Here is a 14596-nt window from a genome sequence, read left to right on the forward strand (position 1 = left end):
TTTGTGAGAAAACCAATTATTGCAGGAAACTGGAAAATGTACAAAACAGCAACAGAGGCAAAACAATTTGTCGAAGAAGTAAACGGCTTGGTGCCGGATGCTGAAAAACTGGATGCTGTCATTTGCGCACCGGCGCTATTTTTGGCGCAGCTGGTCGTATCTGCAGAAGGAAGCCCGCTTCAAATCGGCGCACAAACCATGTCCGCAGAAGACGAAGGTGCATTTACAGGCGAAATCAGCCCTGTTCAATTGACGGATATCGGTGTGAAGTATGTCATTATCGGACATTCGGAACGCCGCCAGTATTTCAACGAAACTGACGAATCGGCAAACCAAAAAGTAAAAGCTGCTTTCAACCACGGTTTAGTGCCAATTCTTTGCGTCGGAGAAACTTTGGAGCATCGTGAAAATGGTGAAACCGGTGCTGTTGTAGAAGCGCAAGTGGAAAAAGGGATTTCCGGTTTGACTGAAGAGCAAATCACGCAATTGGTCATTGCCTACGAGCCTATCTGGGCAATCGGAACAGGAAAAACCGCTACTGCTGAAGACGCCAATGAAGTTTGTGGAATTGTCCGCAAAAAAGTGGCTGCGTTGTATAACGAACAGGCTGCTGAGCAGCTTCGCGTTCAATACGGCGGCAGCGTAAAACCGGCTAACATCGATGAATTAATGGGAATGGAACATATTGACGGAGCGTTGGTTGGCGGCGCAAGCTTGGAAGCCGACTCTTTTGTCAAATTGTTGGAGGCTGGTTCACATGCGTAAAACCGAACATCCAGCGGCGCTCATCATCTTAGATGGATTTGGATGCCGCGAAGAGACTTTCGGTAATGCTGTAGCACAAGCCAACAAACCGAATTTCGATCGCCTATGGAAAACGTATCCGCATGAGTTGCTGACGGCTTCGGGCGAAGCTGTCGGATTGCCGGATGGCCAAATGGGCAATTCTGAAGTCGGCCATCTGAATATTGGTGCAGGCCGAATTGTTTACCAAAATTTGACCCGTATCAATAAGTCGATCCGCGATGGCGATTTTTATGAGAATGCCGCTTTTCTTGAAGCGGTCGGCAACGCCAAAAACCGCGGTAAAGCCCTTCACATTTTAGGGTTATTGTCTGATGGCGGCGTACACAGCCATTATGAGCATCTTTTCGCTTTGTTGAGACTTGCCAAGCAAGAGGGATTATCAGAAGTCTATGTCCACGGTTTCCTCGACGGCCGCGATGTAGGGCCGAGAACGGCTCTTAAATATGTAGAGCAAGCTGAACGCGAAATGGAAAAAATCGGTGTCGGTAAATTTGCATCGATCAGCGGACGCTATTATGCAATGGACCGCGACCAGCGCTGGGAACGTGCTGATCTGGCATACCGTGTGTTGGTTGATGGAATCGGAAAAACGGCTCCTTCGGCAAATGCCGGCATTACGTATTCATACGACTTGGACGTTTCAGACGAATTTGTCGTGCCATTTGCCATCGTTGAAGACGGCAAGCCAGTGGCTACCATCGATTCGGGCGATTCGCTGATTTTCTTTAACTTCCGCCCAGACCGTTCCATTCAATTGACATCCGCATTTATCCGGGAAGATTTCACGGGATTCCCGTTAAGCGCTAAACATCCGAAAGATTTAAGCTATATCACATTTACTTCCTATAGTGATGATTTGCCGACCCGTGTGGCGTTCGAAACACTGAATCTGGAAAATACCATCGGTGAAGTGTTATCGGCTAATGGATTGACTCAGCTTCGGATTGCCGAAACTGAAAAATATCCGCATGTCACTTTCTTTATGAGTGGAGGACGCGAAGACGTCTTTCCTGGTGAAGACCGTATACTCGTAGCATCGCCGAAAGTTGCTACATACGATCTGCAGCCTGAAATGAGTGCTTATGAAGTGACAGACCGTTTAGTGGAGCAGATAGAAGCTGGCGCACACGATGCCATCATCCTGAATTTCGCTAATCCGGACATGGTCGGCCACAGCGGCTTGCTGGAACCGACCATCCGTGCCATTGAAGTCGTAGATGAGTGCTTGGGCCGCATAGTTGATGCATTGCATGCACAAGGTGGTTCGGCGTTGATCACTGCTGACCATGGCAATGCCGATGAAGTCCGCACGGTTGAAGGTTTGCCGATGACGGCGCATACTACAAACCAGGTGCCGGTGATTTTGACGAAATCAGGTCACGTACTTCGAAAAGGCGGCATTCTTGCCGATCTGGCACCAACAATTTTAAAAATGCTGGATATTGAACAACCGATTGAAATGACAGGAAAACCATTATATTAAAAGGGAGCTGTTTTAATTGCCAATTATCACACAAATTCAAGCACGCGAAGTATTAGATTCACGAGGAAACCCAACAATCGAAGTTGAGGTATTCACAGAAAGCGGCGCATTTGGCCGCGCGATCGTACCTTCAGGCGCTTCTACAGGCGAACACGAAGCAGTCGAGCTCCGTGATGGCGACAAGAGCCGTTTCCTTGGAAAAGGCGTATTAAAAGCAGTCGAGTTTGTTGATACTGAAATTGCGGAAGCGTTAGAGGAAAAATACTCAGTGCTGGACCAGGTATCAATCGATAACGCGATGATCGAATTGGACGGAACAGAAAACAAAGGCCGTTTAGGCGCTAACGCTATTCTGGGCGTTTCATTGGCCGTTGCACACGCTGCAGCTGACTACCTGGACGTTCCACTTTATCAATACTTGGGCGGCTTTAACGCAAAACAATTGCCGGTTCCAATGATGAACATCTTAAATGGCGGCGAACACGCGGACAACAATGTGGACATTCAGGAATTCATGGTAATGCCGGTTGGAGCAGAATCTTTCCGTGAAGCGGTTCAGATGGGTGCAGAAATCTTCCATAACCTGAAAGCTGTGTTGAAGGAAAAAGGCTATAACACTTCTGTTGGAGATGAAGGCGGATTTGCTCCGAACTTAGGTTCGAACGAAGAAGCATTGACGACTATCCTGGAAGCAATTGAAAAAGCAGGCTACAAAGCGGGCACAGATGTACTGCTAGCGATGGATGTTGCTTCTTCTGAAATCTATGATAAAGAAAAAGGCGTCTACAACCTTCCTGGCGACAACACTGTGAAAACTTCTGCAGAAATGGTTGACTGGTACGAAGAACTTTGCAATAAATACCCGATCATTTCAATCGAAGATGGATTGGATGAAAACGATTGGGCTGGACACAAATTATTGACTGAACGAATCGGCGATCGAGTTCAATTGGTCGGAGATGATCTATTCGTTACCAACACGAAGAAATTGGCTCAAGGAATCGAAGAAGGCATCGGTAACTCAATCCTGATCAAAGTTAACCAAATCGGTACGTTGACAGAAACTTTTGATGCAATTGAAATGGCAAAACGCGCTGGCTACACAGCAGTCATCAGCCACCGTTCAGGCGAATCGGAAGATGTCACCATTGCGGACATCGCTGTTGCAACGAATGCAGGACAGATCAAAACAGGTGCTCCATCCCGTACGGACCGCGTTGCGAAATACAACCAATTATTGCGCATCGAAGATCAGCTGTTTGAAACAGGCCAATACCTTGGCTTGAAAACTTTCTACAACTTGAAAAAATAAAAAATAGAGGCATTTGCCTCTATTTTCTATTGCTATTGTCACAGGTCACAATTTTTGGTAAACTTAGATTTGTTGTGAACGTTCTTTTCAGGAGGTGGAATTTATGCATACGTTGTTAATGACATTACTCGTCATCGTATCGCTCGCATTAATCGTTGTCGTTTTATTGCAATCTGGAAAAAGTGCAGGTCTTTCAGGAGCCATCTCCGGTGGAGCAGAGCAACTTTTCGGCAAGCAAAAAGCTCGTGGTTTGGACTTGGTCCTTCACCGGGTTACGATCGTACTTGCTGCCTTATTCTTTATTCTGGCTGTTGCCGTAACGAAAGTTTAATGTAGATGATTAAATCGCCTGACCATACATGGTTGGGCGTTTTCTTTTAGTATTGGAATGGAGGGATCATGATGCGGATTTCGCAGCCAAAACCATTTTTCTTTAAATCAGGTCCACGTGCCGTACTTCTTTTGCACGGCTTTACAGGGAACTCGGCGGATGTACGCATGCTCGGCCGGTTTTTGGAAACGAAAGGGTATACAAGCATTGCTCCGCATTACGCGGGCCATGGCGTCGCGCCTGAAGAATTGATCGGCACCGGTCCAGAGGATTGGTGGAAAGACGTAGAACAGGCATATGAGACATTGCTTGAAGAAGGCTATACCGAGATTGCAGTAGCGGGACTGTCACTGGGCGGCGTATTCAGCCTGAAATTAGGGTATACAAAGCCTATCAAGGGAATTGTCACCATGTGTGCGCCGATGTATATGAAAACCACCGACCTCATGTATGAAGGTGTGCTGAAATATGCGCGTGAATACAAGAATTATGAAGGAAAAAACGATGAACTTATCGAAGAAGAAATGAAGGCTTTCCAGGAGCGGCCGATGGAATCGCTGGCCGATCTGCGTGCCTTGATTGCAGATGTCAAAGAGCAGGTGGACCATGTCTATGCTCCTTTGTTCGTCGTCCAGGGCAGACTGGATAATGTCATCAATACGGATTCGGCAAATGTTATCTATGAAAACGCCGAATCGACCCAAAAACAGATTAAGTGGTATGAAAACTCAGGCCATGTCATTACGCTTGATAAAGAGAAAAAGCAATTGCACGAAGACATTTTCGCATTTCTCGAATCGCTTGATTGGAGTGTGTGAACCGTCATAAAGGAGGAGTTAGATTTGGGAAACACCGATCGTTCATTGGAACAGCGCTTATTGGTTTTCATGCGTGAAGAAGCTTATAAGCCGCTGACTGTACAGGAAATAGAAGAACAATTCGGTTTTGAAGATGCCGATGAATTCAAGGAACTGGTGAAAACTTTAGTGCGCCTGGAAGAAACGGGGACACTGGTCCGCTCCAGATCCAACCGCTACGGTGTACCGGAGCGCATGAATCTGATGCGCGGAAAATTTATTGGACATCCTAAAGGATTCGGTTTCGTGGCACCTGAAGAAGCCGGTTTGGATGATGTCTTTATTCCGCCGACTGAAACGAACGGTGCAGTAAACGGCGATAAAGTACTGATCCGTGTTTCTGAAGGATCTTCAGGAGACCGCCGTGAAGGCGCCATTATCCGGATTATTGAACGCGGTACGACAAAAGCCGTCGGAACTTTCCAGGAAAACAAAGGCTTCGGTTTTGTCGTCACAGACGATAAGAAAATGAATATGGACATCTTTATCGCCAAGGATGATACATTAGGCGCGGTAGACGGCCATAAAGTGGTTGTGGAAATTACCGGATGGCCAGAAGGCAGAAAGTCTGCAACAGGGATGGTCACACAGATTCTTGGCCATAAGAATGACCCGGGTGTTGATATACTTTCCATTATCCATAAATACGGAATCGAAACGGAATTCCCGCCGGATGTTTTGGAACAGGCAAATAATGTGCCGGATGAAATCGACCCGGCTGATTTAACGGATCGCCGCGATTTGCGAAGCGAACAGATCGTAACGATTGATGGAGCTGATGCTAAAGATTTGGATGATGCCGTCCAGGTCGTGAAGTATGAAGATGGCACCTATAAATTAGGCGTACATATCGCTGATGTCAGCCATTATGTAACGGAAGGCTCTGCGATTGACCGCGAAGCCTATGACCGCGCGACAAGCATCTACTTGACCGACCGCGTCATTCCGATGATTCCACATCGCTTGTCAAATGGCATTTGTTCATTGAATCCACAGGTGGACCGCCTGACTTTGTCCTGCGAAATGATTTTCAATGACCAGGGTGAAGTAGTTTCCCATGATATATTCCAGAGCGTCATCAATACGTCAGCACGCATGACCTATACAGACGTTTATGAAATTTTAGAGCAGGACAACCAGGAGCTGAAAGAACAATACAGTGAATTGGTCCCGATGTTCGAATTGATGAAAGAGCTGGCTGAAGTTCTGCGCACGAAGCGGATGCGCCGCGGTGCCATCGATTTCGATTTCAAGGAATCCAAAGTATTGGTGGATGAAAACGGCTATCCAGTGGATGTAGTTGTCCGCGAACGCACAGTAGCTGAGCGTCTGATTGAAGAATTCATGCTGGCTGCCAATGAAACAGTAGCTGAACATTTCCATCGCATGGAAGTTCCTGCTATTTATCGGATCCACGAAGATCCAAAGCCTGAAAAACTGCAGCGCTTTTTCGAATTCGTAACGAATTTCGGGATCGTGGTAAAAGGCTCAGGCACACAGATTCATCCGAAAGCTTTGCAGGAAATTGTTGAATCCATTGCAGGAACTCCGGAAGAGCCGGTTATTTCCACGATGATGCTTCGTTCGATGCAGCAGGCGAAATACTCGTCTGAAAGCTTGGGACATTTTGGCTTATCGACCGAATTCTATACACATTTCACATCACCGATTCGTCGTTATCCCGATTTGGTCGTGCATCGCCTAATCCGCACGTACTTGATTGAGAAGGATTTATCACAAAAAACAATCGCTTACTGGGATGCCAACATGGATGATATCGCTACACATACATCTGAACGTGAGCGCCGTGCAGTAGAAGCTGAACGTGATACGGATGCTTTGAAGAAATCACAGTTCATGGCTGATAAAATCGGCGAACAGTTTACCGGAATCATTTCTTCTGTAACGAATTTCGGTTTGTTTATCGAACTGGAGAATACGATTGAAGGCTTGGTCCACGTTTCCAATATGACGGATGATTATTACCGTTTTGACGATCGCAGCATGATGATGATCGGCGAGCGCAATAAACGCCAATTCCGAATCGGTGACGAAATTGAAATCAAAGTCATCGGCGTAAAACCAGAAGAATCATCGATTGATTTCGAAATTGTCGGTATGGTGCAAAACACACGCCAGTCGAGAAGAGAGCAGCCGAAAGTGATTCGCGCCACGAAAAAAGATGATGGTGGAAAACCAAGACGCGACGGCAAAAAGCCTGAAGGCGGCGGACCAACCCGCAAACCGAAAAACAAAAAGAAAAAGTTCTACGAAGACGCAGCCAAAAAAGGACGCAACAAGAAAAAATAAAAAAGCGGCTCCAGGGCCGCTTTTTTGAATCTAGCTGAGGTGAAACCACATGGCCAAAGGAGAAGGCAAAGTAATCGCCCAAAACAAGAAAGCCGGTTTCGATTATTTCATAGAAGAAACGATCGAGGCAGGGATTGTCTTGCAGGGCACAGAAATCAAATCGGCACGAAACGGCAAAGTCCAGTTGAAGGAATCGTTTGTACGGATCCGAAACGGGGAAGCCTGGATTTCAAATATGCACATCAGCCCTTATGATCAGGGCAATCAGTTTAATCACGACCCTACACGGTCACGCAAGCTTCTGCTGCATAAAAAGCAGATTACGGATTTAGAGGCCCATTCAAAAGTGCAGGGTTCTGCCATCATTCCGCTGAAGATGTATTTGAAGGACGGCTTCGCCAAAATTCTGCTCGGTGTCGGTAAAGGGAAGAAGAACTACGACAAACGGGAAGATTTGAAGAAAAAAGACGCGAAACGCCAAATCGACCGTGCAATAAAAGAATACAACCGCTAGAACTTGAAGTCTGACCAATGTTGTCTTATAATAGGGATATAGCACATGAAGCTGTTTATTCATCTTCCGTGTCTCTTTTTAATAAGGGGACGTTACGGATTCGACAGGGATGATCTGGGCTTGGGTCGCGCGTCGGAGGGTCGGCTCCGTCATCAACGTATTTATAACAACTGGCAAAACAAACCAAAACCTAGCATTCGCAGCGTAAGCTCGGATCTGCTTTATCTATCCATCGCCCATGTGGCTGGGTAAAGCTCAACTTTAGTGGGATACAACGTTTGCTGCCATCTGAGGCAACCGGGAGAGATTCACAGATTAGTGCCCAGGACGCCTGCTTATTGGCAGAATGGTGCATGAAACCCCAATGAATAAGCTACACGCGTAGACGCTCAAGTAGCGGAGTTTCTGGACGCGGGTTCGACTCCCGCCGTCTCCATAGTGAGATTAATACCGTATTTCAAAAACGCCAAAACCTTTGATAAGGTTTTGGCGTTTTTTGTGTTGTGTACGGAACCGTTGATTTCCGCGGGCATGGCTTCCTTCGCTTCCTCCGCTGCAATCAACTGAAGAGATTCCACTAGTATTAAAAGTTGTATCTTAAAATGAATAGTATTAATCATCTTTTAGTCAGCGGATAAAGTTAAGCCAGAAAGAAGAGTTTTTTGAGGGGTTAAAGAAATGGTGATTGGCGATGAATAGTATTACTAAGTTTTTAACGATATTTGCAATCTTAGCAAAAATCTAATAAGGTTCACTTCATTAAATTAAGGTATATTATATTCGTAATAGATTCTCTGTAGAGACAAGAAAAGTAGGTGGAAAAAGTGGGGAAATTCGGATTGGATAGCAAAGGACAGGTAGCTGTGACAAAGTATCATGAAAAACACAAGCCTGCCAAATTTGATAAAAAGCAGCAACTTGAAAAAATACGTGCTGAGTATTTGAAAAAGAAGGAAAAACAAACAGATAACTAATAGGAATGAAAACATAGGGAGTTTAAAATTTCCCTATGTTTTTCTTATTTGAAACACTTTTTTAATTTTGGAATTAATCGACATATACTAATTATCAGAAGGTCTATAAACTAAGGTCATTAGTACTTCATACTCACTAGTAAGTAAAACAGTCAAATAAATAAGTAAGAAAACGCCTAAAACCTTTGTGGCTGTAAGTCTCATTAATTGAAGCAGAAACTTCTATTAAGTAAGCTACACGCGTAGCCGCTCAAGTAGCGGAGTTTCTGGACGCGCATTCGACTCTCGCCGTCTCCATAGTGAGATAAAGTACGTCAAATCCTTTAGAGGTTTTGGCGTTTTTTTGTTGTTCCACAAGTTATTGATTTCCGATGCGGTGAAAGCTTTAGCATATGGCTTACAAAATAGAAATTAATGAATGTAAAATGTTATACAATGTATATTATTTTGATAGCTCTTGAAACAATTTCTTCATAAGTGATATGGAAGCACGTATATTAAAGTACACGTGTTGTCATTCTGAGCCTAGCCACATAAATTTACAAGAAACACCTTATTCTATAGCCCAAATTGTATTGACAAGAAAGCTCAATATCATTATAGTTACAATATTGATATTGAGAATCATTATCATTCATTTGAACGAGAGAGGAATTACAAAACATGAAGAAGTTTAAGAGTAAAAAGGGTCTACTTATAGCATTCATCACATCTATTTTCGTTGTTATAGCAGGTTGTTCCAATAACGATGCTGCTTCCCAGTCTAGTGAAGGTGCAGAAGGGGCGCCGACTTCTATTGTGATGTCTTGGCCGCGGGACATCGGATCCATGAATCCCCATGTTTATAATCCTTCGCAATTACTAACCCAGTCGATGATTTATGAACCCCTAGTCAGTTATGAAGAAGGCGGAGAGCTTAAACCCCATCTGGCAGAATCCTGGACAATTTCCGAAGATGGTCTTGAATATACATTTAAACTTCGTGAAAATGTTAAGTTTACAGACGGGTCTTCATTTAATGCTTCAATAGTGAAAAAGAACTTCGATACCATCATGGAAAATAAGAATTCCCATAGTTGGCTCGGCGTCATCAACGTACTTGAGAAAACAGAAGTCATCGACGAGCAGACATTTAAAATGGTGTTATCAGAACCTTATTATCCTGCAATTCAGGATTTGGCAGTCGTTCGTCCGGTGAGATTCCTTGGGGAGTCGGGATTCCCTGAAGATGGCGATACGTCAAAAGGAATTACAGAGCCAGTGGGAACAGGACCCTGGGTTTTGGAAGACTATAAAAAAGACGAATATGCTACATTTACCCGGAACCCGGATTATTGGGGTGAAAGCCCGGAAGTTGAAAAAGTAACTATCAAAATTATTCCGGATGCTGAAACGCGTGTTTTGGCTTTTGAAAAAGGCGAATTGGATTTGATCTATGGAGAAGGTGCGATCAGCATGGATTCCTTTAACCACTTAAAAGAGTCAGGGGAATACAAAACGGACTTATCAGAGCCGGTTGGAACAAGAAGTTTGCTGTTGAACACTACAAATGACAAGCTCGCTGATTTAAAAGTACGCTTGGCTTTGCAGCATGGTTTCAACAAAGAAGCGATGGTGGACGGCATCACACTTGGAATAGAAGAGGAAGCGGATAAGATTTTATCCACCAATTTTCCTTATACTGATGTTGAAGTCGAGGCGATCGAGTACGATGTGGAAAAAGCTGCTTCCTACCTTGATGAAGCAGGATGGAAACTTCCTTCTGGAAAAGCAGTACGAGAAAAGGGTGGCCAATCTCTTGAATTGGAATTGATGTACGATAAAACGGATCCTATCCAAAAAGCGATGGCTGAAACTCTTCAAGCTGAATGGTCAGCAATTGGTGTGAAGCTGGACATTATAGGAGTAGAGTTGACGGTCCAAATCGAACGTCGTAAAGCAGGAGATTTTGACGTTGATTTCTGGTATAACTATGGCGCTCCATATGATCCACATTCCTTCATCAACGTTGTTGCAGAAGAAGGCTGGGGCGTTTCAGAAGCTCACTCGAACCTGCCGATGAAAGACGAGTTGGACAAGCAGGTCGATAAGGCTCTTGCTTCCACTAATGAAGCAGAACGCCAGAAGCTTTATGGAACAATTTTAAAAACATTACAGGAACAATCAGTTATCGTACCGGTTTCGTATATGAAAAAGACAGTTATTTATCAGAATGGCATTGAAGAATTTGTGTTTCCAGCTAATCGCGATGAGCACCCTTTCAATGAAATGAAAGTAAGCCAGTAATCAACGGAGAGGACCAGTCATGTTTATCTATCTTATAAAACGGCTCCTTGCTGTTATTCCTATTATTCTCTTTGCTATTTTTCTGATGTTTGTACTGATACGCTTCTCCCCGGTTGATCCGGCTGAAGCGTATCTAGCTGCAGCTAATATACATCCAACTGATGAGATTCTAGCTGAGAAAAGACATGAGTTCGGTTTAGATCAGCCATTGCTTGTCCAATATGTTCAAACTGTTAAGGACGTTGTTCAATTGGATTTTGGCAACTCGTATGTGACAAATACATCTGTTTGGCAAGAAATTGCCACTAGAATGCCCGCAACCATTCAACTTGCTGTCAGCAGCATCATTCTTTCTCTTGTCATCAGTGTTCCTTTAGGGTTCTTAGCAGCAGTTTATAAAAACAGCCTGATCGATCACTTGAGCAGGCTTCTTTCTTATTTAGGCGCTTCCATTCCACAATTTTGGCTAGGCTATGTACTGATTTTTCTCTTTTCTGTCAAACTGGACATGTTTCCGGTGGAAGGAAGGGGAACATGGCAGCATTTCGTACTGCCAAGCATTACGTTGTCCTTAGCATTAATTGCGATTTACACTCGTTTGCTTCGCGCAAGTGTGTTGAATGAATTGGAAAATGTATATGTAGTCTATGGCCGTACACGAGGCATTAAAGAAAAGACCATTATGGTGAAGCATGTGTTGAGAATTGCTATTTCTCCAATGCTGACAGGATTGGGTATGAATTTAGGGAAACTTCTCACGGGTACTATTATTGTCGAACAAGTTTTTTCCTGGCCGGGATTTGGACGTTTTTTTATAGAAGCGATATTTAACCGGGATATTCCAGTTATTCAAAGCTATGTTGTTCTGGCGGCGTGTCTGTTTATAATTTGCAATCTGATTATCGATCTTGTGCAATTGTACATAGATCCACGTATTTCACGGAAGGGAATGGCTCAATCTTGATTTCTAGCGTACAAATGGCCAGCAAAAGCAAATGGGCGCTTATCCTAAGTGCAGTCATATTGATTGTTTTTTTTCTGGTCAGTATTTTGGCGCCATGGATGGCTCCTAACGATCCTATCCAAGTGAACTTGGCTATCAAGCTTTCTTCTCCCTCCTGGGAATATCCTCTCGGCACAGATCATTTAGGGCGTTGCAATTTATCGCGCCTTTTATACGGAGCGCGTGTTTCCTTAGGTTTTGCCTCTTTGATTTTTGCTGCATCTTTAGGTTTTGGGTTGATTGTCGGAATGCTTGCCGGATTCAAAGGCGGGTGGATTGACCTGTTGTTGATGCGGTTCTGTGACGGTGTCATGGCGTTTCCAAATCTGGTACTTGTCCTTGGCATCGTTGGTTTGTTAGGTCCTGGACTGTGGCAGGTGGTTATCGCACTCATGATGGTCCAGTGGGTATATTATGCACGAATGATCCGCGGCATGGTTGTCAGTATGAAAGAGCAGAACTTTATTGCGGCGGCTCGGATCAGCGGTTCTTCAACAGGGAAAATTATCAGGAGGCATCTACTGCCAAATGTCCTTTCCCCTATTATGGTCATGGGGACACTGGAGATGGGCTGGGCGATTATGGACATTTCTGCTCTATCGTTCCTTGGGCTTGGCATACAGCCACCTACGCCGGAGTGGGGCGCAATGATACAGGAAGGCAAAGCTTTTATCCGGAGCCAGCCTGAATTAATGATTTATCCAGGATTAATGATCTTGTTTGTGGTCATTTCATTCAACGTGTTGGGAGAATCTCTCTCGGAACGGCTTGGCGTAAAAAGACGTTATTAAAAAGGGGATGGAGAAGATGGAAAAACAGCAAATTGCTTTGCAGGTAAAAGATCTGAGTATTGCGGTCAACACACCACATGGAGCGCTTCCGCTGGTTCAAAATCTGGAACTGGATTTGACTCCGGGTAAGGTTCTTGGGTTGGTAGGTGAGAGTGGCAGCGGAAAAACAGTCACATGCATGGCGCTTCTTCAATTGCTGAATCCGAAATCGATGACTGTAGAAGGAAGCATTCAATTGCATGGACAGGAGCTGAATGGCTTAAAGCAAAAGGAAATGCGAAGAGTCCTAGGCAAAGAAATTGGGTTCATTATGCAAAATCCGATGAATGCCTTCACACCTGTATACACGATCGGCAACCAATTTGTTGAAACCATCCGAACCCATACAGCATTAACAAAAAAACAAGCCATTGAGTTGGCTGTCTCTTCTTTAGAATCCATGAACTTGAAAGAGCCGTCTAAAATTATGAAAATGTATCCTTTTCAGCTCAGCGGCGGGATGCTCCAACGTGTCATGATCGCAATATCGATGTGTTTACGCCCCTCGGTTGTTATCGCTGATGAGCCGACAACTGCTCTTGATGTGACGAATCAGCTGCAAGTTCTAAGAGAGCTGGATCGACTTCGAACAGAATGCGGAACAACGATTTTGCTGATATCACATGATTTAGGCGTCATTTCGGAGCTGGCAGACGACGTGGCTGTCATGCGAAATGGCCGGATAATAGAAAAAGCGGATGTATTCCAATTGTTCGATCATCCAATGCATGAATACACAAAAAAACTATTGCAGGCAAGACCTGTATTACCAGTGAATGAACCATTGAGGAAACTGGTTATATAAAAATGACTGATAGGTAATAGAGTTGAAAAGTGAAGGAGGACGCACGGATGAGTCTATTGGAAGTGAAGAAGGTCACACATGCATATGGCTCACTGCGTTCTTTTTGGCGCCCCCAAACTGAAGCGGAAGTTCTTTCCGACGTTTCCCTTTCTATAGAGCAGGGAACATGCATGGGGCTTATTGGTACAAGCGGAGCTGGAAAAAGCACATTGGGAAAAGTGATTCTGGGACTAGAAAAACCCAAAAAAGGCCAGGTCCTGTTTCAGGGAGAAGACCTCTACACGATGAATTCCCAAATGCGCAGGCAGGTTCGGAGAAATCTTCAAGTAGTTTTTCAAGACAGTTACTCCTCGGTGAATCCTCGTTTGACCGCGGAAAAGATTATCGGGGAACCATTGGAAAACTACGAAAGGCTATCTGCTTCCGAACAAAAAAGAACGATTGCCCAGTTATTGGAACAGGTTGGATTACGTGCAGAGGACATGAAGAAGTTTCCAGGTCAATTTAGTGGCGGACAGTTGCAGCGGATCAGCATCGCAAGAGCCATAGCCTTAAAGCCGAAAATGATTGTTCTGGATGAATCAGTGAGCAGTCTTGATATGGTGAACCAGACAAATATATTGAAATTATTGGATGAGTTAAAGGATCAGTATGGCTTGTCTTATCTCTTTATCACACATGACATTCGGGCAGCGTATTCGATTTCAGACACCCTGACAGTTTTGGAAAAAGGGAGAATAGTTGAAACTTATTATGATAAAGATGAGATATTTACTTCTCCGCAACCGGCTGTGAAGAATCTGGTAGCTTCTATACTGCCTGAACATCCTCGAAATCGCACCATTGCTAACGGAAAACATTTTGTGCAAGTATGACGGAACACTTATCGGATTCATGCAGCATGATCAATTAATCGAAAAAGTCCAGGAAGCTTATGGCTATCCATAGACCTTGACTATTCATGGCATCGACCAATTCATATAGAAGAAACTCATCAAGATCTGCCGATTCGGTTAACCGTAGCCACGTTCAATAAACGAGCGATTCATCTGTATAAAAAGCTGGGTTTTGCTTCAAGCGAGCA

The 14596-nt window shown here is 44.3% G+C and carries 13 protein-coding genes and 1 other RNA gene; all 14 read left to right on the top strand.

Translation table 11 applies throughout. The features are described from left to right. Positions 1-3: 3 nt before the first annotated feature. The 14 genes from tpiA to nikE all read left to right on the top strand — a co-directional run bounded on the left by tpiA (position 4) and on the right by nikE (position 14387). A complete protein-coding gene (gene tpiA, locus ACRC6Q_RS16345) occupies positions 4-765 on the top strand; it encodes a triose-phosphate isomerase (protein ID WP_223641811.1) in 762 nt (253 codons plus the stop codon). Further along, positions 758-2290, top strand: coding sequence for a 2,3-bisphosphoglycerate-independent phosphoglycerate mutase (gene gpmI / locus ACRC6Q_RS16350; protein ID WP_431467038.1), 1533 nt, complete (start codon positions 758-760; stop codon positions 2288-2290). Before tpiA ends, gpmI begins: the two co-directional genes overlap by 8 nt. Before the next feature lie 16 nt (positions 2291-2306). Beyond that, complete coding sequence (eno, locus tag ACRC6Q_RS16355; RefSeq protein ID WP_223641815.1) at positions 2307-3602, top strand: phosphopyruvate hydratase; 1296 nt, start codon at positions 2307-2309, stop codon at positions 3600-3602. A gap of 103 nt (positions 3603-3705) precedes the next feature. After that, positions 3706-3933 carry a preprotein translocase subunit SecG gene (gene secG, locus ACRC6Q_RS16360; protein ID WP_049694326.1) on the top strand — a complete coding sequence of 76 codons (228 nt, stop codon included), beginning with the start codon at positions 3706-3708 and terminating at the stop codon, positions 3931-3933. Between the two features lie 71 nt (positions 3934-4004). Continuing rightward, the gene (locus ACRC6Q_RS16365) at positions 4005-4751 is read left to right on the top strand and encodes an alpha/beta hydrolase (RefSeq protein ID WP_431467039.1); all 747 of its coding nucleotides are present in this window, start codon (positions 4005-4007) and stop codon (positions 4749-4751) included. 24 nt (positions 4752-4775) lie between these two features. Next, entirely contained in the window at positions 4776-7100 is a 2325-nt protein-coding gene (gene rnr / locus ACRC6Q_RS16370) for a ribonuclease R (RefSeq protein ID WP_223641817.1), read from the top strand. A 49-nt stretch (positions 7101-7149) separates the two neighbouring features. After that, positions 7150-7614 carry an SsrA-binding protein SmpB gene (smpB, locus tag ACRC6Q_RS16375; RefSeq protein ID WP_223641819.1) on the top strand — a complete coding sequence of 155 codons (465 nt, stop codon included), beginning with the start codon at positions 7150-7152 and terminating at the stop codon, positions 7612-7614. Positions 7615-7699: 85 nt separating this feature from the next. Then, positions 7700-8053: a transfer-messenger RNA gene (gene ssrA / locus ACRC6Q_RS16380) on the top strand. Positions 8054-8438: 385 nt separating this feature from the next. Then, entirely contained in the window at positions 8439-8588 is a 150-nt protein-coding gene (locus tag ACRC6Q_RS16385) for a hypothetical protein (RefSeq protein WP_223641821.1), read from the top strand. A 663-nt stretch (positions 8589-9251) separates the two neighbouring features. Further along, positions 9252-10874, top strand: a complete 1623-nt coding sequence (nikA, locus tag ACRC6Q_RS16390; RefSeq protein ID WP_431467040.1) for a nickel ABC transporter substrate-binding protein — start codon at positions 9252-9254, stop codon at positions 10872-10874. 19 nt (positions 10875-10893) lie between these two features. After that, positions 10894-11838, top strand: a complete 945-nt coding sequence (nikB, locus tag ACRC6Q_RS16395; RefSeq protein WP_431467041.1) for a nickel ABC transporter permease subunit NikB — start codon at positions 10894-10896, stop codon at positions 11836-11838. Continuing rightward, positions 11835-12668, top strand: coding sequence for a nickel ABC transporter permease subunit NikC (gene nikC, locus ACRC6Q_RS16400; RefSeq protein ID WP_431467042.1), 834 nt, complete (start codon positions 11835-11837; stop codon positions 12666-12668). The genes nikB and nikC overlap by 4 nt, the downstream gene beginning before the upstream one ends. A gap of 16 nt (positions 12669-12684) precedes the next feature. Beyond that, positions 12685-13512 (top strand): ABC transporter ATP-binding protein, encoded by an 828-nt coding sequence (locus tag ACRC6Q_RS16405; protein ID WP_411730374.1) that lies wholly within the window; start codon positions 12685-12687, stop codon positions 13510-13512. Between the two features lie 47 nt (positions 13513-13559). Continuing rightward, entirely contained in the window at positions 13560-14387 is an 828-nt protein-coding gene (gene nikE, locus ACRC6Q_RS16410; protein WP_431467043.1) for a nickel import ATP-binding protein NikE, read from the top strand. The last annotated feature ends 209 nt before the right edge of the window (positions 14388-14596 follow it).

Origin of the sequence: Planococcus sp. SE5232 (genome assembly GCF_050686535.1) — a bacterium.
Classification (GTDB): Bacteria; Bacillota; Bacilli; order Bacillales_A; family Planococcaceae; genus Planococcus.